The 24834-nt window shown below is 67.3% G+C and carries 26 protein-coding genes; 11 read left to right on the forward strand and 15 right to left on the reverse strand.

The genetic code is table 11. The features are described from left to right. Entirely contained in the window at window positions 1-657 is a 657-nt protein-coding gene (locus CSW62_RS15020; protein WP_099579117.1) for a lasso peptide biosynthesis B2 protein, read from the reverse strand. 456 nt (window positions 658-1113) lie between these two features. Then, on the reverse strand, window positions 1114-1773 hold the full coding sequence (locus CSW62_RS15025) for a GntR family transcriptional regulator (protein ID WP_099579119.1): 660 nt from the start codon (window positions 1771-1773) through the stop codon (window positions 1114-1116). Window positions 1774-2091: 318 nt separating this feature from the next. Here CSW62_RS15025 and CSW62_RS15030 point away from each other — a divergent pair, with 318 nt between their 5' ends. After that, the gene (locus CSW62_RS15030) at window positions 2092-2586 is read left to right on the forward strand and encodes a helix-turn-helix transcriptional regulator (RefSeq protein WP_255408356.1); all 495 of its coding nucleotides are present in this window, start codon (window positions 2092-2094) and stop codon (window positions 2584-2586) included. Here CSW62_RS15030 and CSW62_RS27495 read toward each other — a convergent pair. Then, window positions 2480-2890 carry a transcriptional regulator domain-containing protein gene (locus CSW62_RS27495; RefSeq protein ID WP_369827480.1) on the reverse strand — a complete coding sequence of 137 codons (411 nt, stop codon included), beginning with the start codon at window positions 2888-2890 and terminating at the stop codon, window positions 2480-2482. The two genes, CSW62_RS15030 and CSW62_RS27495, sit on opposite strands and share 107 nt — an antisense overlap. Before the next feature lie 15 nt (window positions 2891-2905). Then, window positions 2906-3646, reverse strand: coding sequence for a DNA -binding domain-containing protein (locus CSW62_RS15035; RefSeq protein ID WP_233206695.1), 741 nt, complete (start codon window positions 3644-3646; stop codon window positions 2906-2908). A 444-nt stretch (window positions 3647-4090) separates the two neighbouring features. Here CSW62_RS15035 and CSW62_RS15040 point away from each other — a divergent pair, with 444 nt between their 5' ends. The 6 genes from CSW62_RS15040 (at window position 4091) to CSW62_RS15065 (ending at window position 11736) form a co-directional block, all read left to right on the forward strand. Further along, a complete protein-coding gene (locus tag CSW62_RS15040; protein ID WP_369827551.1) occupies window positions 4091-4390 on the forward strand; it encodes a DNA -binding domain-containing protein in 300 nt (99 codons plus the stop codon). Between the two features lie 1364 nt (window positions 4391-5754). Then, window positions 5755-7071, forward strand: a complete 1317-nt coding sequence (arsJ, locus tag CSW62_RS15045; RefSeq protein WP_099579127.1) for an organoarsenical effux MFS transporter ArsJ — start codon at window positions 5755-5757, stop codon at window positions 7069-7071. A gap of 54 nt (window positions 7072-7125) precedes the next feature. After that, window positions 7126-7569: a hypothetical protein gene (locus CSW62_RS15050; RefSeq protein ID WP_099579129.1), complete on the forward strand. Its 444-nt coding sequence runs from the start codon at window positions 7126-7128 to the stop codon at window positions 7567-7569. Between the two features lie 94 nt (window positions 7570-7663). Continuing rightward, a complete protein-coding gene (locus CSW62_RS15055) occupies window positions 7664-7867 on the forward strand; it encodes a hypothetical protein (protein ID WP_099579131.1) in 204 nt (67 codons plus the stop codon). A gap of 10 nt (window positions 7868-7877) precedes the next feature. Beyond that, entirely contained in the window at window positions 7878-10694 is a 2817-nt protein-coding gene (locus tag CSW62_RS15060; protein ID WP_099579133.1) for a heavy metal translocating P-type ATPase, read from the forward strand. Between the two features lie 16 nt (window positions 10695-10710). After that, a complete protein-coding gene (locus tag CSW62_RS15065; RefSeq protein ID WP_099579135.1) occupies window positions 10711-11736 on the forward strand; it encodes an ArsJ-associated glyceraldehyde-3-phosphate dehydrogenase in 1026 nt (341 codons plus the stop codon). A gap of 25 nt (window positions 11737-11761) precedes the next feature. Here CSW62_RS15065 and CSW62_RS15070 read toward each other — a convergent pair whose 3' ends face one another. The 8 genes from CSW62_RS15070 to CSW62_RS15105 form a co-directional block, all read right to left on the reverse strand. Then, window positions 11762-13012 (reverse strand): EcsC family protein, encoded by a 1251-nt coding sequence (locus tag CSW62_RS15070; protein ID WP_143324409.1) that lies wholly within the window; start codon window positions 13010-13012, stop codon window positions 11762-11764. A 241-nt stretch (window positions 13013-13253) separates the two neighbouring features. After that, window positions 13254-13481 (reverse strand): DUF4880 domain-containing protein, encoded by a 228-nt coding sequence (locus tag CSW62_RS27500; RefSeq protein WP_099579140.1) that lies wholly within the window; start codon window positions 13479-13481, stop codon window positions 13254-13256. Window positions 13482-13545: 64 nt separating this feature from the next. Continuing rightward, the gene (locus CSW62_RS15080) at window positions 13546-14586 is read right to left on the reverse strand and encodes a substrate-binding domain-containing protein (protein ID WP_099579142.1); all 1041 of its coding nucleotides are present in this window, start codon (window positions 14584-14586) and stop codon (window positions 13546-13548) included. 62 nt (window positions 14587-14648) lie between these two features. Next, window positions 14649-15689, reverse strand: coding sequence for a substrate-binding domain-containing protein (locus tag CSW62_RS15085; RefSeq protein ID WP_099579144.1), 1041 nt, complete (start codon window positions 15687-15689; stop codon window positions 14649-14651). A gap of 19 nt (window positions 15690-15708) precedes the next feature. Then, entirely contained in the window at window positions 15709-16134 is a 426-nt protein-coding gene (gene arsC, locus CSW62_RS15090) for an arsenate reductase (glutaredoxin) (RefSeq protein WP_099579146.1), read from the reverse strand. 3 nt (window positions 16135-16137) lie between these two features. Further along, entirely contained in the window at window positions 16138-17226 is a 1089-nt protein-coding gene (gene arsB / locus CSW62_RS15095) for an ACR3 family arsenite efflux transporter (protein ID WP_099579148.1), read from the reverse strand. Window positions 17227-17250: 24 nt separating this feature from the next. Next, complete coding sequence (locus CSW62_RS15100) at window positions 17251-17787, reverse strand: arsenate reductase ArsC (protein WP_099579150.1); 537 nt, start codon at window positions 17785-17787, stop codon at window positions 17251-17253. Then, complete coding sequence (locus CSW62_RS15105; protein WP_099579152.1) at window positions 17784-18155, reverse strand: helix-turn-helix transcriptional regulator; 372 nt, start codon at window positions 18153-18155, stop codon at window positions 17784-17786. The genes CSW62_RS15100 and CSW62_RS15105 overlap by 4 nt, the downstream gene beginning before the upstream one ends. A 97-nt stretch (window positions 18156-18252) precedes the next feature. Here CSW62_RS15105 and CSW62_RS15110 point away from each other — a divergent pair, with 97 nt between their 5' ends. Next, on the forward strand, window positions 18253-18480 hold the full coding sequence (locus CSW62_RS15110) for a hypothetical protein (RefSeq protein WP_099579154.1): 228 nt from the start codon (window positions 18253-18255) through the stop codon (window positions 18478-18480). On the opposite strand, the gene CSW62_RS15115 is transcribed toward CSW62_RS15110, so the two are convergent. From CSW62_RS15115 to CSW62_RS15125, 3 genes are read right to left on the reverse strand one after another with little or no spacing between them, the layout of a single operon-like run. Next, window positions 18477-19634, reverse strand: coding sequence for an MFS transporter (locus tag CSW62_RS15115; protein ID WP_199170610.1), 1158 nt, complete (start codon window positions 19632-19634; stop codon window positions 18477-18479). The two genes, CSW62_RS15110 and CSW62_RS15115, sit on opposite strands and share 4 nt — an antisense overlap. Then, window positions 19631-20371, reverse strand: coding sequence for an arsenical resistance protein ArsH (gene arsH / locus CSW62_RS15120; RefSeq protein WP_099579156.1), 741 nt, complete (start codon window positions 20369-20371; stop codon window positions 19631-19633). Before arsH ends, CSW62_RS15115 begins: the two co-directional genes overlap by 4 nt. Window positions 20372-20421: 50 nt before the next feature. Beyond that, the gene (locus CSW62_RS15125) at window positions 20422-20748 is read right to left on the reverse strand and encodes a helix-turn-helix transcriptional regulator (RefSeq protein ID WP_099579158.1); all 327 of its coding nucleotides are present in this window, start codon (window positions 20746-20748) and stop codon (window positions 20422-20424) included. Between the two features lie 346 nt (window positions 20749-21094). Between CSW62_RS15125 and CSW62_RS15135 the strand changes: the two genes are divergently transcribed. The 3 genes from CSW62_RS15135 to copD all read left to right on the forward strand — a co-directional run bounded on the left by CSW62_RS15135 (window position 21095) and on the right by copD (window position 24825). After that, window positions 21095-23443, forward strand: a complete 2349-nt coding sequence (locus CSW62_RS15135; protein ID WP_099579160.1) for a heavy metal translocating P-type ATPase — start codon at window positions 21095-21097, stop codon at window positions 23441-23443. Between the two features lie 89 nt (window positions 23444-23532). Then, a complete protein-coding gene (copC, locus tag CSW62_RS15140; protein ID WP_099579162.1) occupies window positions 23533-23895 on the forward strand; it encodes a copper homeostasis periplasmic binding protein CopC in 363 nt (120 codons plus the stop codon). A gap of 3 nt (window positions 23896-23898) precedes the next feature. Beyond that, a complete protein-coding gene (gene copD, locus CSW62_RS15145) occupies window positions 23899-24825 on the forward strand; it encodes a copper homeostasis membrane protein CopD (RefSeq protein ID WP_099579164.1) in 927 nt (308 codons plus the stop codon). The last annotated feature ends 9 nt before the right edge of the window (window positions 24826-24834 follow it).

Genomic DNA, 24834 nt, shown 5'->3' on the forward strand with positions numbered 1-24834 from the left:
TCAGACCACCAGGATTGGGGTGAAGCCAGCGGCGTGGTCGACATGATCGTCGAGCACCACCGTCCCGGCCTGAAGCCAGCAATGGGCCTCGAACGGCCAGGTGCGCACCCCGAACACCCAGGCGGCGTGATGGCCCCGACGCTGGAGATAGAGCCGCTGCTGCAGGCTGCGCATCAGGCACAGACCCGCCCTGGGCAGCCATGGTGACAGGCGATCAAACCGCCCGGCCTCCGCCAGCAAGCGGGCGTCCGGCGGGTCGAAGGCGCTCGGCGCCAGCGGCCCGGCCAGGTCCAGGACCGCACTAAAGGGAAGTTCGGCCATCGCCTTGGCGGCGCGGAGATTGGCGACGGCCGCGTCGAAAAAGGCCCGGGGCGTGACAGTCTTGGTCTCGCCTTCCAGACCGCGCGTGACGGCGGGCGCGCTGCGCTCGAACGCGCTGGACGCCGCCCCCGTCAGCAATTGGGCCGTCAGCAAACCAGCGGCGATCAGGTCATCGGCGGCCTGCGGCGGGCTGGCCTCAACTTGGCGGCCTGGACCGAGACGAAGGTGGTCGCGCGCACCCACCAGACAAAAGTAAGCGTCCGAAACGACGTCGAGCATCACGACGTCGGTTTCGACCTGCGCGGCGTGAACCTGCTCCCCCAGCCAAACCTTCATCGCCTCACTCCCTGATCCTGGCGTCGTCGCGTGGAATCGGGCCGGGCGCCACGGGGACGCCCGGCCTTCCGGGTCAGCCCCAGCAGTCGGTGATGTCGACGCCTTCCTGCAGGCCGGACGGCTGTTGCGCCTGGGTCAGGGCCTTGGCGGAGCCGAGGTTCAGAAGGCGGAATTGGAACACCTTGGTCATTGGACCAGATCCTTGATGGGAGGGACGTGAAGGCACGGCGCCGCCGACGTCACGGACGCTGGCGGCGCAGCGTCGGCGATCAGACGTAGCGGTCGCTGATGTCGCCGGGCTCCTGCTTGCCGAACGGCAGGCCGGCCTGGGTCAGGGTCTTGGCCGAGCCGAAGCGCAGCAGGCGGAACGCGGTGTTGATCGGGGTCATGACAGGCTCCTTCTTGAGATCGCCGCCAATCGCGGCCTCTCAAGGGGGCGCCCCGGATGTTCGATATTCAAACCATATCCGCTCGATATTTTTCACCCAGGGCGAGGTTGGAGATCGCCCCGGCCGCGGCGATGCGCCGGCGATGATAGGCCTTGGCGCCCAGGATCAGCGCGCGTGGTTCGTCGGCCTCGAACGCGCCGATCAGGCTTGAGGCCTCCGTGTCCAGATCGGGAAGCACCTGACCCTCAAACCGCTGATACGGCGCCAAGCGCTCGGTGGTCGACTGGTAGGTCTGCGCCAGGATCAGGTCGCCGGCCGCCAGGACCAGCTCGAAGAACAGGTTGGCCACGAGATCGGCGGGCGTCCGGCGCCGCGTCGCGAGGTCATGGCCAAGGGCCAGCCCGGGGCGCTCGGGGAAGGTGCGCCGCCTGGCGCGTCGTCCGGCGTCCGGGGTCATGGCGGTTTCAAGGAGAAGCGCCCGCAGGGCATAGAGCTCGGCCAGGGTCGGACCGTCCAGATGCGGCCGCGTGTAGACCGGGCCTTGCTTTTCAACGAGGTGTTCGCCGGCCAGACGCGACAGGACCTCCCGCACCGGGGTCGTGGACAGGCGCAGCTCCGAGGCGATCAGCTGGATCGGCAGGGCGGCTCCGGGCGCATCGCTCCCTTGCCGAAGCCGGCTTCGCAGGGCGCCCAGGGCCAGGGCGAAGGCGTCGCGTTTTGGAGGCACGGCACGGACTCGAGCGGTGGACGCGCCACTATCACCTGACGTTGCGCCACACGCCGCCCTCCACGCGCCGTTTCGTCCGCCATCGGAGCGACAATCGCTGGCTTTCGGCCTTCGAACGCCAGCCTGGAGACGCCGCAAACCGTTACGCGGCATGGTGCGCGCCAAAAGTCGGGAAACGCTTCCCGTTTATTGGCATCAACCAGGGGAACGCGCTCGCGCCCAGGCCCAAGAAACTGCACGCGAGAGGTGTTTTTTCGAATGATACGCAGGGTTGTGCTTTGACGTACGGTTCGCTTTGCCGCCTGATAGGCAGAGCAAGTGCCGAGTATCGTTTTGGTCAAACGCGCATCCGAGGAGCTGAGGCGCCAGGGCCAGCTCCTGTCCCAAATCCTGAAGCACATCCGCGAGCTGAGACACATGTCGGCGCGGCAGGTGGCCGACGCCATGGGCTTGCCCCTGCGCACCTACTACAATTTCGAGTCTGGAACGGGCGCGCTGGACATCGCCCGGCTGTGGCGCTTCGCCGACGCGACGGGCAGCGATCCGGTGAGCATCCTGGAATCCTTGATGCATGGCTCGATCGATCATGCCTTGCGCTGCATCGACAACCAGGCCGCCTCCATCCAGCGCGCCTCGTTCCAGAAGTTCGAGGACAAGGTGGGCGACCGCATGACCAATATCGCGCCGCAGTTCTTCATCGAGGCCTTCAAGCGTTCATTCGACAGCTTGGAGAGCCACATGGACAAGACCGATCAGGGCGCCGAGCGCTGGCTGGCGGAGAACCTTCCCAAGATTGGTCCATCCGACAAATAGTCCGCCGCTCCGACGGGCGCTCGCGCCGCTCGCCCCCACGCTCGGACGGTTCGGCGCGCCAGATGGCGCTGGCGTCGATGTCCTGGCGATCGGGATCGATCGGTGCGCGCAGACCCCAGTGCTCCGCCAGATCCGGCGTCGCGCCGGTCCGCCAGTTGCGGTAGGCGCTGCGGTATTCGGGATTTCGTCTCAGGAACTCCCAGGCCAATCGGGCCTGGTCGGGATCGAGGCGGTTCGTCCGCGCCGAGGCGGGCTGAGGGGCGATCGGCGCGAGGTGACAGTGGGCGACGCGGGACTTGGCCATGGCCCATTGAGCGCCTCATGTCGCCAGGCTGGAATCTTCGCCGGGCTCTCGCGCCTGAGGCGATCGACAATTTTCCGATGCGGCGGTCACGCGCGCCATGATCCGGGAGGGCTCTACCGATTTTTGGCGCGCCGCCCCTGAAGATTGGCATGCAGCGTGCCATGGAACAGTTGGCGAAAAAGATGTCCCCAGGAAAGTAAGGGCGCAGAACAGCCCCGCGAGCCGGCCGCCAAGCCAGGCCGGAGAGCGCCAGACCTCGACCAAACGCGAGGGCTCCAGCCCGGTCGCGCGAATCCCGAAGAGCGCGCGATAGCCTCCGGTCACCGTCTGCTCGGCCGCCCGCACCAGCCGCTGGACGCGCATCCGCATGTAGTCCGATCCCGCGCCCCAGTCCTCCCGAACACGGCGCTCGCCAAACAGGGACAAGGCGATGTCGCGATGGCTGGCCCCGGCCTGGCGCGCGTCATGGACCCGCAGGATCTGAAGCCATCGGGGCGCCTTGGCGAGGGGACGATCTCCCGACCCAACCAGGCGCCCGGTGTCGCGCAGCGCCATCAGGCGACGGAGATTGTCGAGCGCCCGCTGCCCGCCGCCGAGGGGCGGAAGATGGAACCGAAACACCGCCGGGCCCGAGAGAACATCGCCTTCGACCACCGCCAAACGCAGGCGGCGCGACCCGTGGCTGATCAGGACGTGCTGGTCGCCATCGGCCGTCCGCGCCACAAGGATCGCGGCGTCCAGGCTGGCCAGATCCATGGCGGCGGGATCGCCGGCGCTGGCCGCCTGAACGCTGAGGACCGGCACCGCCCCATCCGCTTGCCAGCGCCACAGGGCCGTGGGCAGCGGGTCGCCCGGCGGTCCTTCTCCCACGAAACACAGCTCGGGCGCCCTACCCGGCGCCGCCGGGTCGCCGCCCTCCAGTGTGTCATTCACCAGCCCTCGCCGCGCGAATTCCCAGGCCCAGACCGACGGGTCGGCGCCCAGGAGCGGCAGATAGGTTTGCGCCTTTCGCCAGTCAGGCTTAGAGGCGTGGACCTCGTCCATGGCGGCAGCTCGTCGTTCCACCAAGCCAGTGTTTCGGACGTCGCGACGTCTGTCGAGCCGATGCGGTCGGGCGGAGCTGTCGTACCGTTTGCGGTGGACGCCGCCGGCGCCTTGCCGCTAGGGCGTTGGATCACGCGCCTGATAGAGTGGCGCGCCATGGCATCCGCACGCAGAGACGCAAGGTTGACCTCCCAGATCGAACATCCCGTGGCCGACGAGCCGCCGTGGTCGGAGACGCTCACCGACTACGACCAGTGTCATCTGTTGACCTATCTGCGCCTGCTCGACGCCGATCAGGACGGCGCCGACTGGCGAGAGGCGACCCGCCTCGTCCTGGGCCGCGATCCAGACCAGCCGCCCGAGCTTGGCCGTCGGTGCTGGGAAACACATCTGGCGCGCGCCCGTTGGATGACCCAGACCGGCTACCATCACCTGCTCGCGCCACGCAAACTCTGACTTCGGTGACTGCGTCGTGACCGCCACGGCCTTCAACCGGGGTCAACGCCTCGAACGAGAATCAATTTGCTGTCGCACAACACGTGCATATCCATGGCGGCGATCACTCGTCCGTCGCCGCACTGCTCGCGCCGTCGAACGGAGATCCGGGGTCGAGCCAACGCCTGATCCCATCGATCGCCCCGGCGGGCAGCGACCAGGCCACGCTTCACCGCCCCTCGCTCTGGGCCAGCGTCTCTACTCGGCCATCGCCGCTCCTGACGCGCTCGACAACCTGGTGGTCGGTACGACCGGCTGTGCGCGGCGGCGCAGAACATAGATTATCAGAAATCCAAATTTGCTGGATGCTGGATGCTGGATGCCATCCGAAGCGTGTACTGACCCTGACCTGCGTCTGAAGCGGGTCATTCCCGTACCGCGCCTTCGCGCGCCCTCCTACCATCACGTCCAGGATCCGAGCTCGCCACCATCACTCCCGCCGCGGTTCTGGCGCTTGGGCCTGTTGCTGGCCGCCAAGGTACTCGACCTTCGCTTCGGGACTTTCGCCATCGTGGTTTCCCTGTCGGCCAATCTGGTCACGGCGTTCTTGGTGATCGTCGCCAGCCGCCTGGGCATGCCGTCTCCACGACCCAGGTCAGCGCCGGCGCGATCGCAGGATTGGCTTGGCTAATGGACGGCCAACCGCAACCTAAAACTCGAAGCGGTCGGCGAGCCTATCAGCACGCTCGCCGACACGCTTCTCGAAGACCGCAGGCGTTGTAAAATTGGTTCTGGGCAAGCATAGCTGTTTAGAATAGTCTTCCCTTCTGCGTTGTGTTTTGATGCCGCGCAACCAGCGTTGCCGCGGCGGCTCGGTGCGAATTTTGACCGTCCAATAGCCTGGGGGAGGCGATTGAGTTGGCGAGCATGGCCGAGCGTCCTTCGAGCATGCCTGGTCGTGAGTCCACGCGATGAGCGCGCTGGAGGAAGCCTCGTATCGGCGACGGATCCCGCCGCCTCGGGATAGCGCGCCCCGTGATCGGCGACACGAAACGTCCTATCGCAAGCGCCCTGGCGCCGGACCTTCCGCGGCCAGTGGAGCATCCTATGTCGCCGGCTTTGCGATCTCGTTCGCGACGAAGCTGATCAAGAGCCTGACTTCCAATAGCTCCGACGCCACGAGCGAGCCGGCGCCGCCCCAGAAAACACCTCAGACCCCGACGCGCGGCAAGCGCGCCAACCCAAGCCACGCCCGTCGACCGGCTGGACCGGCTGCGCGAGGTCCGAAGCCCAAGACCGCGCCGCACGTTGCGCCGCCCAAGCCAACGTCGATCGGCGAGTTCTTCCGCGCGGCTCTGGATTGGGTACGGCGTAAACATGAAGCGATGAGGGAGCGCCTGCGCGCGCTGGTCGCAGCGCTCTCGTCCCGCAAGGACGGCGTCTGGGAATACGCCCTGGTGACCCTGGCCTATTGGGGCCTGACCATCACGGACGGCGCGATCCGGATGCTGATCCTGTTCCAGGTCTATCTGATGGGGTACTCGGCGATGCAAATCGCCTCGCTGTTCCTGTTCTATGAGATCTTCGGGGTCCTCACCAATCTGTTCGGCGGCTGGATCGGCGCCAACTTCGGCCTGAGGGTCACCCTGTTTGGCGGCATCGGCATCCAGGTCGTGGCCTTGGCCATGCTCGCCCTGCTCAATCCGGCATGGCCGGTCTGGCTGGTGATCAGCTACGTGATGGTCAGCCAGGCGCTGTCGGGCATCGCCAAGGACCTCACGAAGATGAGCTCCAAGAGCGCGATCAAGGCGGTCGTGCCCAAGGACGCCGACGCCACCATGTACCGCTGGGTCTCGCTCCTGACCGGCTCGAAGAACGCGCTGAAGGGCGTGGGCTTCTTCGTCGGGGCGCTGCTGCTGACGGTGGTCGGCTTCAACATGTCGCTGCTGATCATGGCCGCCGGACTTCTCTTCGTCCTGACCAGCCTGTGGCGCCACCTGCCCGACGATCTTGGCAAGACCAAGCAGAAGTCGAAGTTCACCTCGATGTTCTCGATGGACCGGCGGATCAACATCCTGTCGGCCGCCCGCTTCTTCCTGTTCGGGGCCCGCGACGTCTGGTTCGTCGTCGCCCTCCCCGTCTATCTGGCGGCGGTCTTCGGCTGGTCGCCGATGGTGGTGGGCGCCTATCTGGCGCTCTGGACCATCGGCTACGGCATCGTGCAGTCGCTCGCTCCGAAGTTCATCGCCTCCAAGCCCGGCGAAGCGCCCAAGGGCTACACCGTCTTCCTGTGGTCGGCGATCCTAACGGCTGTGCCAGTCGCTATCGCGATCGCTCTGGGCGCCGGCATTTTCCCCGGCTTCTCGCTGGTCGTGGGCCTGGCCGCCTTCGGCGTCGTCTTCGCCGTGAACTCGGCCGTGCACTCCTACATGATCGTCAACTATGCGGAATCCGAGAAGGTCGCGATGACCATCGGCTTCTACTACATGGCCAACGCCGGAGGGCGCCTGGCCGGCACCGTGCTTTCCGGGCTAGTCTATCAATATGCGGGCGGCATCGTCGCCTGCCTCTGGCTCTCGGCGGTGTTCGTCGGATCGGCCGCGCTGATCTCGACAGGCCTCTCGCTTCCCGAAGACCGCAAGGCGCTCGGCTCGGCCCGTCAGGGCCAGCTCGCGCTCAGCCACGCCGCCGCCCCCGCCTAGTCCCCCACTCTCTTGCCTCTAGAAGGCGACACAACAGGAACCCGAGGAGCTATCATGGCCAAGCCCCCCAAAGACGCTTCCGAACCGACCGCCGGCGCGCCGGACGCGCAAGCCGCCCAGGCGGCCGCCGCCGAAGCCCCCAAGGCTAGCGCCGACGCCGGGGCCAGCGCCGGGCCCGGCCCCGAGCCGCTGAAGAAGGACGCACACCCCGGCGCTGAGAAGGCCGAGGACGTGTTCCGCGCCTTCGAAAAGGGCCGCGACGACGCCATCGAGGCGGCCGCCAAGGTCGCCCCTGGCCTCAAGCGGGCCGCGGCCAAGGGCGCCTACATGTTCTGCTATTACCTGGCGTTCGGGGCCGTCTACTCGGCCGAGCTGGTGATGACGGCGGTGCCGGAAAACTCGCCCATCCGGCACGGCTTCAGCGACGGGGCCGAGGCGGCCAAGGCCGCTCACACCCAGCACAAGACCGCCGGCGGCGGCCTGGTTCAGGCCGCATAGGACCTCGCCATCCGACGCTTCGGCTTCGAGGCGCCATTCCAATGCGGCCATCACCCCGCCCCGGCCGCAAGGCCGGGGCCATGAGGACATCGTCATGCCTTACCTGATCGTCTTGGCGGCCGGCTTCATCCTCGGCAAGGAATGGCGTCGCGTCCGACGCGCCATCGACCCCGTCTCCGACGCGGCCTCCGCGCGCTTCGACCAGCTCTATTCGGGCGTCGCCCGCGACGTCGGCCAGAAGGTCGAATATCTGGAAGACCGCATCGCGATGCGACAGGCCCGCAGCGCCGGCCGCTGATCGCCCCAGCATGCAGGTCTCTTATCCTCGCGACGGCGCGCTTCGGATCGCCGAACTGGGCTTCCTGGCCCAGCCCGAAGGCGTGGAAGCCAAGCGCTTCCTCTCCACCCTGTTCCGGATGCCCGAAGTGCGGAGCGTCGAGATCGCGCCGAACCGGGCCAGCGCCGACATCCTCTTCGACCGCCCGCTGGCCCCGGCCGAAATGGCGCGCCGGATGGGCGCCCAGAGTGTCGTGGGCGAACTGGACGAGGACGCCAAGCTGCCCGTGCTGTCGCCCGACCAGACGGGCCGCGTGCAGCTCCACCGATATGGCTCGGTGGTCTCCACCTGGTCCATCGTCAGCGACATCCCTGGCCGCATGCGGTTTCGCAATGACCATCTCTTTCGCAAGAAGCAGCTCTGCCAGGACATCGAACGCGAGCTGATGACGGTGTTCGGGATCGACCGCTTCAAGGTCAATCCGCAGACCTGCTCGTTGCTGGTCCACTTCGACCCCACCGCGATCGACCGCTGGCAGCTGTTGGAGTTCCTCGACCAGGCGCTGCGCAACGCCCAGGACTATCCGTCACCCGACAAGAACAACCACGAACTGCTGGTCTGCACCGCGGCGGCTGGCCTGGCCGCCGTCGCCCAGTTCGCCGCGCCCGCGCTCGTGCTGCCGGCGGCGGCGCTCTTTCTATATTGCGCGGTGCCCACCCTGATCGGCGGGTGGGACACGATCTTCAAGGAGCGACGGATCGGCGTCGATGTGCTCGACGCCATCGTCGTGGTCATGTGCCTCTTCACCCTGGAGATCTTCGCGGGCGCGGTCCTGGCCTGGTGTCTCGCCTTTGGCCGGGCGCTGCTTGAGCGCGCGCAGGAAGATTCCCGCCGCCGCCTGGTCAACGTCTTCGGAAAGCAGCCCCGCACCGCCTATCTCTATCGCGACGGCGTCGAGATCCTCGTGCCCCTCGACCAGATCCAGCCTGGCGACGTCATCGCCGCCCACACGGGCGAAGTCATCGCCGCCGACGGCGTGGTGTGGGACGGCAACGCGCTCGTCGACCAGCACGCCCTGACCGGCGAGTCCGTGCCGGTGGAAAAGCAGGCCGGCAGCAAGGTCTACGCCTCGACCCTGGTGATCGGCGGCAGGCTGCTGATCACCGTGGAAAGCGCCGGTCGCGAAACCGCCACCGCCAAGATCAGCGCGATCCTCAACGACACCGCCGCCTTCCGCCTCACCTCGCAGTCGAAGGGCGAAGCGCTCGCCGACAAGGCCGTCCTTCCGACGCTGGGCCTGGCCTCCCTGGGCCTAGGCCTAGTCGGCCTGCAGGGCGCCACCGCGATCGTCAATTGCGACTTCGGCACTGGGATCAGGATGGCCGCGCCGTTGGCGCTGCTCAGTTCGCTCTCGGTCTGCGCGGGTCGCGGCATCCTGATCAAGGACGGCCGCGCGCTCGAGGAGATGGAAGGGGTCGACACCGTCCTCTTCGACAAGACCGGCACGCTGACGCACGAGCGGCCTGAACTCTATCGCATCCACTGTTTCGGCGGCCTCACCGAAGAGCAGGTGCTGACCTATGCCGCCGCCGCCGAGCAGCGGCTGGAGCATCCGATCGCCGCGGCCATCGTCGAAAGCTTCCGCAAGCTCGACAAGCCGTTCCTGAAGACCGACCAGTCCTCGTTCAAGATCGGCTACGGCATCAGCGTCCTCATCGACGCCAAGCCCGTGCTGGTCGGCAGCAGCCGGTTCATGGCGCTGGAAAACACGTCCGCGCCGACCAGTGTCGGCCAGATCGAGCAGGACGCCCACGATGAAGGCCACTCGATCGTCTTCGTGGCGGTCGACGGCGAAGTGGTCGGGGGGATCGAACTGGCCCCCAAGCTGCGGGACGGCGTGCGCGAGGTCATGGCGGGCCTGCGCGCCAGGGGCGTGCGCCAGATCGTCATCATCTCCGGCGACCACGACAAGCCGACCCGCAAGCTGGCCGAAGCCCTGGGCGTCGACCGCTACTTCGCCGAGGTCCTGCCCCAGGACAAGGCGCGCTACGTCGAACTGCTGCAGGCCGAGGGCCGCAAGGTGTGTTTCGTCGGCGACGGCATCAACGACTCCATCGCCCTGAAGCGCGCCAACGTCTCGGTGTCGTTGCGGGGCGCCTCGACGGTGGCCACCGACACCGCCCAGCTGATCTTCATGGAGAACGATCTCTGGAAGCTCTGCGAGTTCCGGGACATTTCGCGCGAGCTGGACAAGAACGTGAACCTGAGCTGGCAGATCATCCTGGTGCCGAACCTGCTGTGCATCGGCGGGGCGTTCTTCCTGGGTTTCGGCGTGATGGCGTCGGTGCTCGCCAACAACGTCGCGGCCATCGCGGCCCTGGCCAACGGCCTGCGGCCGCGCGGCATGTACCCCAACGGCAGCGACGTCGCCTCGCCCACGTTCGCTCCGGCCGCCATGGCCCGGTCCCTCGTGCGCGCGCTGCCATGGGGCGGTGACGCGCCTGACGCGGCGGCGCCATCGGCCGACGATGAGAGCCTCAACAAGCTCCTGGCCAGTTCGCCGACGCTCCGTCGAAGCCGGTCGTTCTTCATCTGGGCCGGCCTGGCGGGCCTCGCCTTGCCGGGCGTGCCGGGATGGCCGCTGCTGATCGTGGCCGTGGCGCTCGGCGCGGCCGGCAAACCTGGCGGATCGGCTCTGGACCGCTGGGTCCACAACCGCTTTCCCGGACCCAGGCGCGAGGCCCTGCGCTTCGCCAAGACCCTGATGGACGACCTGGATCGGCGCTTTCCCGAGGCGGAGCAGACCATCGCGCCGACCAGGCGGCTTCAAGCCCGGCTGGCCGACTGACAGTAGAGAGACAACCATGAAGACCAGAGTTGGCATCAACGGTTTTGGGCGCATGGGCCGCCTGGCGCTACGCCTGGGCTGGGACAATCCCGACCTGGAATTCACCCATATCAACGAGCCCAAGGGCGGCGCGCGCGTCTCGGCCCACCTGACCAAGTTCGACTCCGTCCATGGTCGTTGGCCGCATCAGGTCGAGGCCGCCGAGAACGCCATCGTCATCAACGGCAAGTCCGTCACCTTCACTGAGTCGAGCACCGTGGAGGGCATCGGCTGGCGTGACGTCGATGTCGTCCTCGAATGCAGCGGCAAGTTCCGCACGCCCGCGACGTTGCAGCCGCACTTGGCCGGCGGCGTGCGCAAGGTGATCGTCTCCGCGCCGGTCAAGGAAGACGTGCTCAACATCGTCATGGGCATCAACGACCATCTCTACGACCCCGACGCCCATGACATCGTGACCGCCGCGTCCTGCACCACTAACTGCCTGGCCCCGATCGTCAAGGTGATCCACGAGAACCTTGGCATCCGCCACGGGGTGGTCACCACCATCCACGACATGACCAATACCCAGGCCGTGCACGATACGCCGCTCTCGGATCTGCGGCGCGCCCGCGCCGCCAGCCTGTCGCTGATCCCCACCACGACCGGCTCGGCGACCGCCATCGCGTTGATCTATCCCGAGCTTCAAGGCCGGCTGAACGGCTTGGCTGTCCGAGTGCCCCTGCTCAACGCCTCCCTGACCGACGCCGTCTTCGAGGTGGAAAAGCCGACGACGGTCACGGAGGTGAACGCCCTGTTCAAGACGGCTGCGCAAGGATCGCTGCAGGGCATCCTCGGCTACGAGGAGCTGCCGCTCGTCTCCGTCGACTTCAAGGGCGATACCCGGTCGACCATCATCGACGCGGACTCGACCATGGTCGTGGCCGGCACCCAGGTCAAAGTGTTGGGCTGGTACGACAACGAGATCGGCTACGTTTCCCGGATGATCGACCTCACCCGGAAAGTCGGCCACGCGTTGAGCCTCGACAGGCTGGCGGCGGAATAGCACCGCCGGGTCGGAGGGCGCGCTTTCAGACCTCCGTCGCCGGCTTGGCCTTCGATCCACGACGGATCGACAGCAGGCTGTTCTTCAGCGCGTCGTATCGTTCAAGGACGGCCGCTTCGCCGTATGCCCGCTCCAGCCGGCGCACGACGAAGTGACCTCGGGCCTTGCGTTCGAAATGGTCGGCGAAGGCGGAGTTGACGATCATGCCGGCGACGGCGCCGACCACGGCCACGCCCTGGCTCCCCAGCTTTGCGCTCACGAGAGGCGCGAACCGGCCCGAAACCCTCGCCGCGAGCGCCGGAACGATGTCGGCGATGGACTTCTCGACCAGCCGCGGCAGACCGGAGGCCAAGGCGACGCGCGTGGCGAAGTAGCCCTCGTTCTCCTCGTCGTCGCCCGAGCCCGGCCCACCGAAGGCGAACACCTTCAGGCACTCGAGCTTCGCCTCAGGCGTGGATAGGTCCTCCCCCTCGCTCGCCGCGATCTGGGCGATGCTTCGCATGAGGAGCGCCGTCGTGACGGGCAGCTCGACCAGTGTCCCCGGCAAACCGGCCAGACCGCCGCCGCCGCCGCTCAAGGCGACGCTGACGCGGGCAAACCAACTCGAAGAGGTCAGGCCCGATGGGTCCTGGTCCACCGTCAGCAGCACCTTGTCGAAGGTGAACTGCAGGATCTGGGCGAGCATGTCACCGAGGCCCTCACCGATCTTGGCGGGCACGATCGCGCTGACGCCCCTCATCCCGGCGCTGGCGGCGGCGCCGGCCATGCCCAGCAGGGTGTCGATGAACGTCTCCTTTTCCAGCAGCCCGACGGCCACGGCCAGCGACGTCTCGTCCTCAGCGGTCCACTCGCGCTCGGCCAAGCTCGTATCCTTCTGTTCGCGAGACATTCGCAGGCGCGATCCTAGCGCGGAAACAAGGCCTCCTGCGGCGCGATCTCCAGGCCCGCGCCGCCCAGTTCGCATGCCAACCGGAGGGTCGGCATCCTCAATGTAGCTCAGCAGGGTCTCGAGCGCGGCCAGCATGGCGACGCATCGAAAATCGCCGTCCGTCTTGCGCGCCCCGACGCCCACTCGCCGCGCGCTCAGGTCGACCTTGACCAGCCCACATCGCGCGAGCGCCTTTATGTTGAAGGTGACCGCGCTGCGTGTTGCGCCAGTCTCTCTGACGAGCTGGGCGCGATCCAACCCATCCGACCCCGCGACCAGCAAGGTCCTGAACATCTGTAGCCTATTGGGCTGGGCCAGGGCCGTAAGCTGCAGGACCGTGACGGCCAACCGAGGATCTTGCGAGCGATATCGGCGCCGCTTTACGGCGTCGAGAGCGCACTCCTCTTCATCGGCCTTCACGGGTCCTGCAGCCAGCGGCGGCGCCTCGACCCGGTTTCCGAGATGAACTCGAGCAAGACCCGTCGCCGCTCTGGCATGGTCGCGACCGGGAACGTCTTCACAACAAGGAGCAGCAGGTGGCCGGGCGGATCGGCGCGGCTGACGACCGTCGCTGACGAAGGCTTGAGGCCTAGGTTTCATCCCGCGGCTCCAAGCGCGCGGTCAGGAGGCGGCGGACACGCCGGTGAAACCGAATGGCTTCCACGAATGCCGCTTCGTGCGCCGCATCCGAGGCGCGCCATCGCCCTAGCGCCTCGGCGTCCCCGGGTGTAAACGCCCCCGACAGCAGCCGATTGACCCAGATTAGGCTCTCCTGTTCCAGCACGGAAAGCGACGGGGTGCTCGTGCTAGTCATCATCGCCTCCCAGCCCGGCCTCGCAAGCGGCGCGACCGCTCACGAAACGGGGCGCCAACGGGATCGCTTACCTAGCCGGCGCCGCCATGGGCGTCAGCTTGACGGCCGTCGTCTTGGTCGCCTGCTGCTGAGCCTGCGGCTCGGGCACCAGGCCGCGCGACTGCAGATAGCCGCCGCGGCCGATCGCGGCGTCGGATACGAATTCGGCCACGAACTCCCGCAAACCGGCGGTGATGCCGACATTGGCCTTCTTCACGTAGATGTAGAGCGGGCGAGACAGCGGGTAGGACCCGTCGATGATGCTCCGCGGGGTCGGCTTGACGCCATTGATCGCCGCGGCCTTCAGCTGCCGGCTGTGCTCGACGAGGAACGAATAGCCGAACACGCCCAGCGTGCCGGGGGTCTTCTGGATCGTGCCGACGATGTCCTCGTCATTCTCGCCGCCGTCGACCCAGCCACCGTCGGACCGCATCGGATCGACCCTGGCCTTGAAAGCGGCCGGATCCTGCGCGCGCAACGCCTCGTTGGTCGGAAACTTCCGGGCCCCCGGCTCGATCGCCAGGTCCAACCAGGCGTCGCGGGTGCCCGAACTGGCCGGCGGGCCATAGACGATGATCCTGCCGGCCGGCAGTTCAGCCCCGACCTCGTTCCACTGCTTATAGGGGTTCTTCACGACCTCGCCGTTGCGCAGGACGTTGGCGGAGAGGCCCAGATACAGGTGCTCCAGCTTGAAGGCGTAGTCCGGCGACTTGTCGTCGGTGGCGACCACGATGCCGTCCAGGCCGATTTTCAGCTCGACGATGTCCTTCACGCCAGCGGCCTGGCAGGCGGCGAACTCGGCCTTAGTCATCGGGCGCGAAGCATTGGCGATGTCGGGAAACTTGTCGCCGGCTCCGGCGCAGAAGCGCTTGAAGCCGCCACCGGTGCCCAGGCTCTCGATGCGGGGCGGCTTGCGGCCGGTCTTCTTGTGGAAGGCTTCGGCCACCCGGATGGACAGCGGATAGACCGTCGAGGACCCAACGGCCCAGACGGTGTCTCGGGCGGCGTGGGCGACCGAGGCGGTCATGGCCAGCGCCGAGGCGACGGCGAAGGCGAGAAGCTTGTTCATGGGACCTCTCCTAACGACAATGGAAAAGGGCGGCCCTTCCGGGCCGCCCTCCTTGCCTTGTTCTAGCTCTTGGGCGCGGCCATCGGCGGCAGCTTGCTCGCCGTGTCCTTGGCGGCCTGATGCTGGGCTGGCGGCAGCAGGATCAGGCCGCGGCCAGCCAGGTACCCGCCCCGGCCGGTGGCTGAATCGGAGACATACTCGCTGATGAAGTCCTTCAGGCCCGGCACGACGCCGACATTGGCCTTCTTGACGTAGATGTAGAGCGATCGCGACACCGGATAGGTCCCGTTGGCGATCGTCTGCGGGGTCGGCTTGACGCCGTTGACGCTGGCGCCCTTGATGCGATTGGCGTTTTCCTCAAGGAAGGAATAGCCGAACACGCCCAAGGCGCCGGGGGTCTTCTCGATGGTGCCGACGATGGCGTTGTCGTTCTCGCCCGCGTCGATCCAGCCGCCGTCGGTGCGCATCGGGTCGACCTTGGCCTTGAAGGCCTTCTCGTCGGCTTCCTGGAGCGACTTGGCGGTCGGGAATTTCTTGGCGCCGCCCTCGATGGCCAGTTCGACCCAGGCGTCGCGGGTGCCGGAGGTGGGCGGCGGGCCGTAGACGACGATGCGGTTGGCCGGCAGGTTCGCCCCGACCTCTTTCCAGGTCTTGTAGGGATTGGCCACGAACTGGCCGCTCTTGAGGGTGTTCTGGGCCAGGCCCAGATAGAGGTGCTCGAGCTTGAAGTTGTAGTCGGGCGCCTTCTTGTCCATGGCGATAACGATGCCGTCGAAGCCGATCTTGATCTCGACGATGTCCTTGACGCCCTTGGCCTTGCAGGCCTCGAACTCGGACTTCTTCATCGGCCGCGAGGCGTTGGCGACGTCGGGGAAACCCTCGCCCGTGCCGCCGCAGAACATCTTGAAGCCGCCGCCCGTGCCCAGGCTCTCGACCTTGGGCGTCTTCTTGCCGGTCTTCTTGGAGAAGTTCTCGGCCACGCGCGTGGTGAAGGGAAACACGGTGGAGGAGCCGGCCGCCCAGACATAGTCGCGGGCGGCGTGGGCGCTGGAGGCGCCGGCCAGCAGAACCAGGGACGCGGTGACACCGAGCAGAGTCTTCATAGCTTTGGTCCAGTCCTAGTTAGGGTTGGGCGGTCAAATGAACGACTTCGCCGTCTTCCTTGGTGAAGCTCTCGGGCTTGCGCTCGAGGAGTTCGAAGACGATTTCCGAGGGGCGGCAGAGCTTCACGCCCAGCGGCGTGACGACCAGCGGCCGGTTCACGAGGATCGGATGGGCGACCATGGCGTCGAGGATCTGGTCCTCGGAGACGCCGTCGCGCAGCAGGCCCAGTTCCTCGGCGGGCGTGCCCTTCTCGCGCATCAGCTGGCTTAGGGTCAGGCCGGCCTCGCCGGCCAGTTCGCGCAGCTGCTCGTGCGACCAGCCCGCTTGCAGGTACTCGATCACCTTGGGCTCGTAGCCCACCGACCGCACCATGGAGAGGACGTTGCGGGACGTGCCGCAGTTGGGGTTGTGGTAGATGACGACCGGAAAATCAGCGTCGCTCATGGGTCACCGGACTTCGGATTTGAGGGAAGAAACGTCGGCGGCGCGAGCATCGGCGACCTTGCGGACCGCCAGGCCGCGCTCGTACCAGGGCTTGGAAGCGTTCACGATGGCGACGATCGAGAGCATGACCGGCACCTCGATCAGCACGCCCACGACGGTGGCCAGCGCCGCGCCCGACTGGAAGCCGAAGACGCTGATGGCGGCCGCCACGGCCAACTCGAAGAAGTTGCTGGCGCCGATCAGGGCCGACGGACCGGCCACGCAGTGGGCTTCGCCGGTCACGCGATTGAGCAGATAGGCCAGGCCGGAGTTGAAATAGACCTGGATCAGGATCGGGACGGCCAGGATGGCGATGATCACCGGCTGCTTGAGAATCTGGTCGCCCTGGAAGCCGAACAGCATCACCAGGGTGGCGAGCAGGGCCAGCATCGACAGCGGCTGCAGCTTGGACAGCAGTCCGGTCAGCGCGGCCTGGCCGCCCGAGGCCAGCAGCGCCTTGCGGATCAGCTGGGCGGCGATCACCGGGACGAGGATATAAAGAACCACCGACAGGGTCAGGGTCGACCAGGGCACGGTGATGGACGACAGGCCCAGCAGAAGGCCTACGATCGGCGCGAAGGCCACGACCATGATGGTGTCGTTGAGCGCAACCTGGCTCAGGGTGAAATGCGGCTCGCCGTCGGTCAGATTGCTCCAGACGAACACCATCGCCGTGCAGGGCGCGGCCGCCAGCAGGATCAAGCCAGCCATGTAGCTGTCGATCTGATCGGCCGGCAGATAGGGTCGGAAGACGTGGGCGACGAACACCCAGCCCAGCGCCGCCATGCCGAACGGCTTGACCACCCAGTTGATGAACAGGGTGACGCCGATGCCGCGCCAGTGGTTCTTGACCTCGCCCAGGGCGGCGAAGTCGACCTTGATCAACATCGGGATGATCATCAGCCAGATCAGGCCCGCCATCGGCAGGTTGACCTGGGCGACCTCGAGCGCGGCGATGGCGTGGAAGGCCGGCGCGAAGAAGTGGCCCAGGGCGACGCCCACGACGATGCATAGCCCCACCCAGACGGTGAGGTAGCGTTCGAAAACAGACATGGAAAACCTTGGTCGAGTAAAGCCTTAGGCGGCGGATTCGTCGGGCGCTCTTGACTTGCCGATATCGTCCAGCCGCTTTTGCAGCGACAGACGATCAAACGAAGCCAGCGGCAGGGCGCAGAAGAGCGTGATGCGCGCGTTCAGCTGGCGATAGGCCTCGGCGAAAGCCAGGGCGACTTCCGCGTCGCTGCCCTCGGTGGAACCGGGATTGGGAATGCCCCAGTGGGCGCTCATCGGCTGGCCCGGCCAGATCGGGCAGACTTCCCCGGCCGCGTTGTCGCAGACGGTGAAGACGAAATCGAGTTCGGGGGCGTCCGGATTGTTCAGCGCGGCAAACTCGTCCCAGCCCTTGGACCGCAAATGATCGGTCTTGTAGTTGAGGTGCTGCAGCAGATTGATCGCGCGCGGATCCACGACGCCGCTCGGCATGGAGCCGGCCGAATAGGCCTTGAACCGCCCCGCCCCGACCCGGTTCATGATCGACTCGGCGATGACCGAGCGCGCCGAATTGTGCGTGCAGAGGAAAAGGACGTTCAGCGGGGGGCGTTGGGGGTCGGTCATGCCGTCTCCAATTCGGTAAGGCAGGTCCCATCGCACTCGGCAGCCCGGGTCACGATGGCGTTCAGCGGTGCGCAAATCTGCGGATTGCCGCCGCAGCAGTCTTCCATCAGGAAGCCGAGGAGATCGGTCATCACCCCGTACCCGGCCGAATAGATGATCGAGCGCCCTTCACGGCGCGACTCGATCAACCCGGCGTGGCTGAGGATGTTGAGGCTGGCCGACAGCGTATTGGGCAGGATGCCGGTCGCGCGGGCGATCTCGCCAGCCGCCATGCCCGTCGATCCTTGACGCACCAGCATCCGGAAGATGCCAAGGCGCCCCTCATGGGCCAGGGCGCTCAGCGCGGCTGCGGCGGCTTTCGATTCCATATTTCGACCTTACTAGAAATATGAGACACTCTTACGACGATTGGTCAGTGGCTGCAAGCTCAGCCTCGCCGACAATCTGGTTTCTAAGAGGGATTTCATGACCCAGCATCGCCACAGCTTCCTGGTCGGACTGGGCTTTTCGCTAGCCTACGTCGCGGCCATGACCGCCATGCTGGTCGTCGAGATGGGGCGACTGAATGCGCTGGCGCACGACCTTCTGCTGATGGCCTGCCTTCCAGCGTTCGTCGTTGGCGCGGCGCTTGTCCTAGTCGTCAAGCTGGTCCCGGTCCAGGATGACGGTTCAGCGGTTGTCACGCCGCGCTAGCGCCGGAGCGCCAGCAAGCACCCGAGGCCCAGGACGCACAGACCCGCGAACACGGCGATGGCCAAACTCGACGACGCCTGCATCAGCAGGGCGAAGGCGAATGGCGCCGCCGCCTGGGCGATCCGCCCAGGGATGGCGATCAGACCCAGGCGAGCGCCGTAGCCCGCCGGGCCAAACAGGGCGAGCGGAACACTGCCTCGCGCGATCGTAACGAGGCCGTTGCCGCAGCCGTAGAGAATCGCGAACGGCGCGGCGAATGCCGCGCCGCCGGCCAGCAGCAAAGCAGCGCCCACGGGAAAGAGCGCCAGGGCGATGCGGGCCGAGTCGAGCGGATGAATGCGCCGGACGATCACGAATTCCCCAAGTCGCGCGGCGACCTGTGCCGGCCCAACCAAGGTGGCGGCGGCCAGCGCGGCGAGCGGCGCAGCGCCTACGGCGATCAGCAGAGGCGGCAGATGGGCGGAGATCGCCGAGCCGACCGCCGCAGCGCTGGCGAAAGCCACGGAAAGCAGGATCATCGCGCGCATCTCGCCCGAGGCGGGCTGGGTACGGACGGGCCCCGGATCGTTGCCGCGGCGGGCGCCGCCGGGAGGCAGGCTTAGATGTAGCGGCAGGGCGATCAGCAGATGCGCTCCCGCCCAGAACAGGCACGCTCCTCGCCACCCCTGGTGGTCGGCGACCCAGCTGGTCAAGGGCCAGCCGATGGTGCTGGCGAAGCCGGCGATTAGAGTGACCCCGGTGATCGGCCGCCTCCCCTCCGCCGCGAACCAGTCGACGAGGGCGGCGAAGGCGATGTCGTAAAGACCCAGGGCCATGCCCAGCCCCATGATCATCCACGCCGCGCAGAAGGCGATCGGGCTGTCGCAGAGAGCCAAACCGGCCAGGCCCGCCGCGAACACCAGGCTGGACGCCACGAGCAAACCCCGGCCGCCGACCCGGTCGACGTGCCGACCCAGGGGCTGGCCAAGGAAGGCCAGCACCAGCAGAGCAGCGGAGAAGGCGCCGAAGACGAAGGCCGGAGAAACCTTCAGATCGGCCGCCATCCGCGTGGCGAGGATGGCCGGCAGATAGGTGCTGGCCGCGTAGGCGATCGTCTGGGTGACGCCGAGGGTCACGCCGGCCCGGCGCGACCCCCAGGCGAACAGATCCGTCACGCCGGCAGGGCGGCGCGCTCGTGGGACATCGCCGCCTCGCCCAGCGCGACGTGCTCGGGGATGCGGCCGGCCGCCTTGCGCTCGCTGTAGCGGTCGACGAGGTAGTCGGCGCGGTCGCGGGTCAGCAGGGTGAACTTGAAGAGTTCTTCCATCACGTCGACGACGCGGTCGTAATAGGCTGAGGGCTTCATGCGGTCGTGTTCGTCGAACTCCTTGTAGGCCATGGCCACCGACGACTGGTTGGGGATGGTGATCATCCGCATCCACCGGCCCAGCAAGCGCAGGGTGTTGACCGCATTGAACGACTGCGAGCCGCCGCTGACCTGCATCACCGCCAGGGTCCGGCCCTGGGTCGGGCGGACGCTGCCGATCTCCAGCGGGATCCAGTCGATCTGCGACTTCATGATGCCGGTGATGGCGCCATGGCGCTCCGGGCTGCACCAGACCTGCCCCTCCGACCATTCCGACAGGGCCCGCAGTTCCTGAACCTTGGGGTGGTCGGGGCCCGTCGCGTCCGGCAGCGGCAGGCCGGCAGGATCGAAGACGCGGGTTTCGGCGCCCATGCGCTCAAGGATGCGCTGGGCCTCGAAGGTCAGCAGCCGGCTGAAGGAACGCTCGCGCAGCGATCCATAGAGCAGGAGGATGCGCGGCGGATGCGTCGAGACTGTCGGCGGCTCCAGCTTCTGGAGGGTCGGACGGTCGGCATAGTCGGCGTTCAAGGCGGGCAGGTCGGACAAGTCGGCTCCTAACGGTATTCCCGATCGTGATGTCGGTGAGAGAAATGGGGTCAGGCCGCGGTCGTGACGCCGCACCCAAGGTCCAGGCCTACGCAACAGCTTTCGGTCAGATAGGCGGCCAGGGCGTTCACCCGCTCGTAGTCTGCGGTGCAGATGACTTCTCGGCCGCGCCGCGCCTGGCGGACCAGGCCGGCCCGCGAAAGGGCGGCCAGGTGGTGCGACAGGGTCGAAGCCGGCGCTTCCATCAGCCTAACCAGGTCGGTGACATTGGCCCCCGCCTCCCCGGCCCGCACCAGCAAGCGAAAGAGGCGCAGGCGCACCGGACTTCCCAGGGCGGCGAGGCCAGCGGCGGCGTCGGTTTCGATCAGCGTTGACATGAAATAACGATATTTCTAGTGATGTCGTTATGTCAACCTGAGCCGAAAGACGATCGCATGCCCGACACTCTCACCGTCAGACCCGCGACCCTCCAGGACGCATTGGGGATGACCGAGATCTACAACGAGGGGATCGCTGATCGCATCGCCACCTTCGAAACCAATCCCCGCTCGCTCGAGGATGTGGCGGCCTGGTCGTCGGGGTCAAAAACCGGCCGGACAAGCCAGTCCCGCCGCCGCCCCCGAAGATGCATACGGTTGGCGAGAGATTGATCGGTCGCAATGAGGGAAGGCGCTCTGGGATGCGTAGTGCCCAGCGTGTCTTAGCGCGCGGAAGGCAAGGCGGATGAGCGGTTCGAACTCGCACCAAGGCCATCATCCTGACCCCGTCGCCCCGGTTGGCGAGCATCGCGATCCCGTCTGCGGCATGAGCGTGGATCCGGCCACTGCCCCGGAGCACCGACTGCATGGGGGCCAGCATTATCACTTCTGTTCGGCCGGCTGCGCTCGCAAGTTCGACGGCGAGCCCGAACGTTACCTGCAAGACGTCGGCACGCCGACGGCCGCATCGTCCGAGGCCACGCCGGGCGCGATCTATACTTGCCCGATGCACCCAGAAATCCGGCGGTCCGGCCCGGGCAGCTGCCCGATCTGCGGCATGGCCTTGGAGCCGCTAACCGTCACAGCCGACAGCGGACCCAATCCCGAACTGCGCGATATGACGATCCGGTTCTGGATCGGTCTGGCCCTGGCCTTGCCCGTCTTCGCGCTGGAAATGGGCGGCCACGTCGGACTGATGGCGCTTCACCTGACGCCAGGGGTGTCCAATTGGGTCCAATTGGCCTTGGCCACACCCGTGGTGCTGGGCTGCGGCTGGCCCTTTTTCGAGCGTGGCGCGCGCTCGCTGGCGACGCGCCAGCTCAACATGTTCACGCTGATCGCCATGGGTATCGGCGTGGCCTGGACGTACAGCGTGGTCGCCACCCTCGCGCCCCAGTTCTTCCCGCCCGCCTTCCGCCGTCCAGACGGCTCAACACCGATCTATTTTGAGGCCGCCGCTGTGATCACGGTCCTTGTGCTGCTGGGCCAGGTGCTTGAGCTGCGCGCCCGCGAGAACACTTCGGGCGCGATCAAGGCCCTGCTGGACCTGTCGCCCAAGACCGCGCGCCGAATGTTCGACGGCGAGGATTTCGAAATTCCCGTCGAGGACATTCAGGTCGGCTTCCACCTGCGCGTCCGCCCCGGCGAGAAGATCCCCGTCGACGGCCGGGTGCTGATGGGCGAGGCCTCGGTCGACGAGTCCCTGGTGACCGGCGAGTCCATGCCTGTCCACAAAAAGCCCGGTGACAAGGTGATCGGCGGGGCCCTGAACAAGACCGGCTCTTTCCTGATGATCGCCGACAAGGTCGGCGCCGACACCCTGCTTTCGCAGATCGTGGCCATGGTGGCAGAGGCCCAGCGCAGCCGCGCGCCCATCCAGCGGATGGCCGACCGGGTATCGGGCTGGTTCGTGCCGGCCGTCATGCTTATCGCCCTGATCGCCTTCAGCGCCTGGGCGGCGTTCGGTCCGCCGCCGAGCATGGCCTTCGCGCTGGTGGCGGCGGTCTCGGTCTTGATCATCGCCTGTCCCTGCGCCCTGGGGCTAGCCACGCCGATCTCGATCATGGTCGGTGTCGGCCGCGGCGCGGCCGCCGGCGTGCTGATCAAGAACGCCGAGGCCCTGGAGCGCTTCGAGAAGATCGACACCCTCGTCGTCGACAAGACCGGCACGCTCACCGAAGGCCGACCGGCCGTCACGGCGATCCGCCCGGCGGCGGGCTTCACGGAGGAGGAGATCCTGCGTCTGGCCGCCAGCCTGGAGCGAGCCAGCGAGCACCCACTGGCCGACGCGATCGTTCGGGCCGCGGCGGCGCGGGAGATGCCGTTGTCGCATCCCGAAGACTTCGACTCGCCCGTGGGCAAGGGCGTGGTCGGCAAGGTCGAGGGACGCGCCCTGGCGATCGGTTCGGCCCGCTTCCTGGACGAGCAAGGCGTGTCGTCCGGACCGCTCGCCGACCAGGCCGAAGCCCTGCGCCAGGACGGCGCCACGGCGATCTATGTCGCCATCGACGGAGCGGTCGCCGCCGTGCTGGCCATCGCCGACCCGGTCAAGCCGACCACCCAGAAGGCCCTCGAAGCCCTGAAAGCCGATGGCGTGCGCGTGGTCATGCTGACCGGCGACAATCGCACGACCGCCCAGGCCGTGGCCAAGCGGCTGGGCATCGACGAGGTCGAGGCCGACGTCCTGCCCGACGAGAAGGCCGCCGTGATCAAGCGTCTGCGCGCCGAGGGCCGCAAGGTCGCCATGGCGGGCGATGGCGTCAACGACGCGCCGGCCCTGGCGGCGGCCGAGGTTGGCGTCGCCATGGGCGCGGGCTCGGACGTCGCTATCGAGAGCGCGGGGGTCACGCTGCTGCACGGGGATCTGGAGGGCCTCGTCAAGGCCCGGCGCCTCTCGCGAGCGGTGATGGACAACATCCGGCAGAACCTGTTCTTCGCGTTCGCTTACAATGTCGCGGGCGTGCCCATCGCGGCGGGGGTGCTCTTTCCCGTGTTCGGCTGGCTTTTGTCGCCCGCGATCGCGGCGGCGGCCATGGCCCTGTCCTCGGTCAGCGTCGTCGGCAACGCCCTGCGCCTCCGGGCGGTGCGGCTTTAGGCGCTGAATGGCGCGGGCGTTGTTGAGGGGTTGGCCCGCCGCCCGCGTAGGGACTTAGGACGAAGTCGCCCTTCAACAGGACCCGCCCCATGACCTATCGCGCTTTCCTCGCCACCGCCGTTCTGTCAGCCTCGATCCTGGCCGGCGGCCAGGCCAGCGCCCACGCCAAGCTGGTGGCCTCCGACCCCGCGGCCAACGCCACGGTCGCCGCGCCCAAGACCATCCGCCTGACCTTCAATGAAAAGCTCGCCCCGGCCTTCTCGAGTTTCGAGCTGGCCATGGCCGACGGCATGAAAATGTCGGTCAAGACCACCGTCTCGGCCGACCACAAGACCATCACCGGCATACCCAAGGGCCGGCTGATGGCGGGCGCCTACAAGCTCACCTGGCATGCGGCCGCCGCCGATGACGGCCACCGCATGGATGGGACCCTGACCTTCACGGTGAAGTAGCCGATGGAGACCGCGGTCGTCCTCGTTCGCTGGGCGCAATATGTGACGAGCTTCGTTCTGGCGGGCGGGGCGCTCTTCGCGCTCTACGCCCTGCCGGCCGCGGGTCCGTCCAGCGCCGTGGCGCTGGGCTGGCCGCGTCGACTCCTGGCGGGCTGCGCCGCGCTGCTGGTCGTGGCTAGCCTCCTGGGTCTTGTGCTGCAAACGGCCGTGGTCTCCGGGTCGTTTTCCGCGGCGCTGGATCCCTCGATCCTGACCTCGGTGATCAGCGAGATGGCGATGGGCGTGGCCTCACTCGCACGGGCCCTGGCCGCGGTCGTGGCGCTGCACGTGCTTCTGCTCGCGCCGCCCGGCCGGGCCGCCTGGATCACCGCGTCAGCGCTCGGCGCCGTCGCGGCGGCGAGCATGGCCTGGATGGGCCATGGCGCGGCCACCGAGGGTCCGGGCGGGGGGCTGCACTTAGCGGCCGACATCGCCCACCTCGCGGCGGCGGCCGTGTGGGTCGGCGCCCTGGTGTTCTTTCTGGGGCTGGCCCGGGTCAGTCGGCGTGACGCGCGACAGGCGCCGACCTTCCATGCCGCCTTGGCGGGCTTTTCGGGCATCGGCTCGGGCGTCGTCGGCGTGCTGGTCGCCACCGGCCTGGTCAACAGCTGGTTCCTCGTCGGCCCCATGGGCGTTGCGGCCCTGGTCCGCACGCCCTACGGGCTTCTTCTGCTTCTCAAGCTCGCTCTCTTCGGCGCCATGGTCGTGCTGGCCGCCGCCAACCGGTGTCGCCTGACCCCGGCCCTGCGCAGGGCTCTGGTCGAACCGTCCAGCCCCGGCGCGACGGTAAAGGCGCTGCGCCGCAGTCTCGTGCTGGAACTGAGCGCGGCGATGGCGCTTGTCGCGGTGGTCGCCTGGCTTGGGCGTCTCGCGCCGATCAGCGCGCAATAGCCGCAACGT

It is taken from the genome of Caulobacter sp. FWC2 (assembly GCF_002742625.1).
Taxonomy (GTDB): domain Bacteria; phylum Pseudomonadota; class Alphaproteobacteria; order Caulobacterales; family Caulobacteraceae; genus Caulobacter.

Excerpts from the sequence above, each read along its gene's own strand:
- CSW62_RS15020 (WP_099579117.1), bottom strand. The coding sequence starts at position 657 with ATGAAGGTTTGGCTGGGGGAGCAGGTTCACGCCGCGCAGGTCGAAACC.
- CSW62_RS27495 (WP_369827480.1), bottom strand. The coding sequence starts at position 2,890 with ATGGCCAAGTCCCGCGTCGCCCACTGTCACCTCGCGCCGATCGCCCCT.
- CSW62_RS15035 (WP_233206695.1), bottom strand. The coding sequence starts at position 3,646 with ATGGATCTGGCCAGCCTGGACGCCGCGATCCTTGTGGCGCGGACGGCC.
- CSW62_RS15040 (WP_369827551.1), top strand. The coding sequence starts at position 4,091 with ATGGCATCCGCACGCAGAGACGCAAGGTTGACCTCCCAGATCGAACAT.
- arsJ (WP_099579127.1), top strand. The coding sequence starts at position 5,755 with ATGAGGGAGCGCCTGCGCGCGCTGGTCGCAGCGCTCTCGTCCCGCAAG.
- CSW62_RS15050 (WP_099579129.1), top strand. The coding sequence starts at position 7,126 with ATGGCCAAGCCCCCCAAAGACGCTTCCGAACCGACCGCCGGCGCGCCG.
- CSW62_RS15055 (WP_099579131.1), top strand. The coding sequence starts at position 7,664 with ATGCCTTACCTGATCGTCTTGGCGGCCGGCTTCATCCTCGGCAAGGAA.
- CSW62_RS15060 (WP_099579133.1), top strand. The coding sequence starts at position 7,878 with ATGCAGGTCTCTTATCCTCGCGACGGCGCGCTTCGGATCGCCGAACTG.
- CSW62_RS15065 (WP_099579135.1), top strand. The coding sequence starts at position 10,711 with ATGAAGACCAGAGTTGGCATCAACGGTTTTGGGCGCATGGGCCGCCTG.
- CSW62_RS27500 (WP_099579140.1), bottom strand. The coding sequence starts at position 13,481 with ATGATGACTAGCACGAGCACCCCGTCGCTTTCCGTGCTGGAACAGGAG.
- CSW62_RS15080 (WP_099579142.1), bottom strand. The coding sequence starts at position 14,586 with ATGAACAAGCTTCTCGCCTTCGCCGTCGCCTCGGCGCTGGCCATGACC.
- CSW62_RS15085 (WP_099579144.1), bottom strand. The coding sequence starts at position 15,689 with ATGAAGACTCTGCTCGGTGTCACCGCGTCCCTGGTTCTGCTGGCCGGC.
- arsC (WP_099579146.1), bottom strand. The coding sequence starts at position 16,134 with ATGAGCGACGCTGATTTTCCGGTCGTCATCTACCACAACCCCAACTGC.
- arsB (WP_099579148.1), bottom strand. The coding sequence starts at position 17,226 with ATGTCTGTTTTCGAACGCTACCTCACCGTCTGGGTGGGGCTATGCATC.
- CSW62_RS15100 (WP_099579150.1), bottom strand. The coding sequence starts at position 17,787 with ATGACCGACCCCCAACGCCCCCCGCTGAACGTCCTTTTCCTCTGCACG.
- CSW62_RS15105 (WP_099579152.1), bottom strand. The coding sequence starts at position 18,155 with ATGGAATCGAAAGCCGCCGCAGCCGCGCTGAGCGCCCTGGCCCATGAG.
- CSW62_RS15110 (WP_099579154.1), top strand. The coding sequence starts at position 18,253 with ATGACCCAGCATCGCCACAGCTTCCTGGTCGGACTGGGCTTTTCGCTA.
- CSW62_RS15125 (WP_099579158.1), bottom strand. The coding sequence starts at position 20,748 with ATGTCAACGCTGATCGAAACCGACGCCGCCGCTGGCCTCGCCGCCCTG.
- CSW62_RS15135 (WP_099579160.1), top strand. The coding sequence starts at position 21,095 with ATGAGCGGTTCGAACTCGCACCAAGGCCATCATCCTGACCCCGTCGCC.
- copC (WP_099579162.1), top strand. The coding sequence starts at position 23,533 with ATGACCTATCGCGCTTTCCTCGCCACCGCCGTTCTGTCAGCCTCGATC.
- copD (WP_099579164.1), top strand. The coding sequence starts at position 23,899 with ATGGAGACCGCGGTCGTCCTCGTTCGCTGGGCGCAATATGTGACGAGC.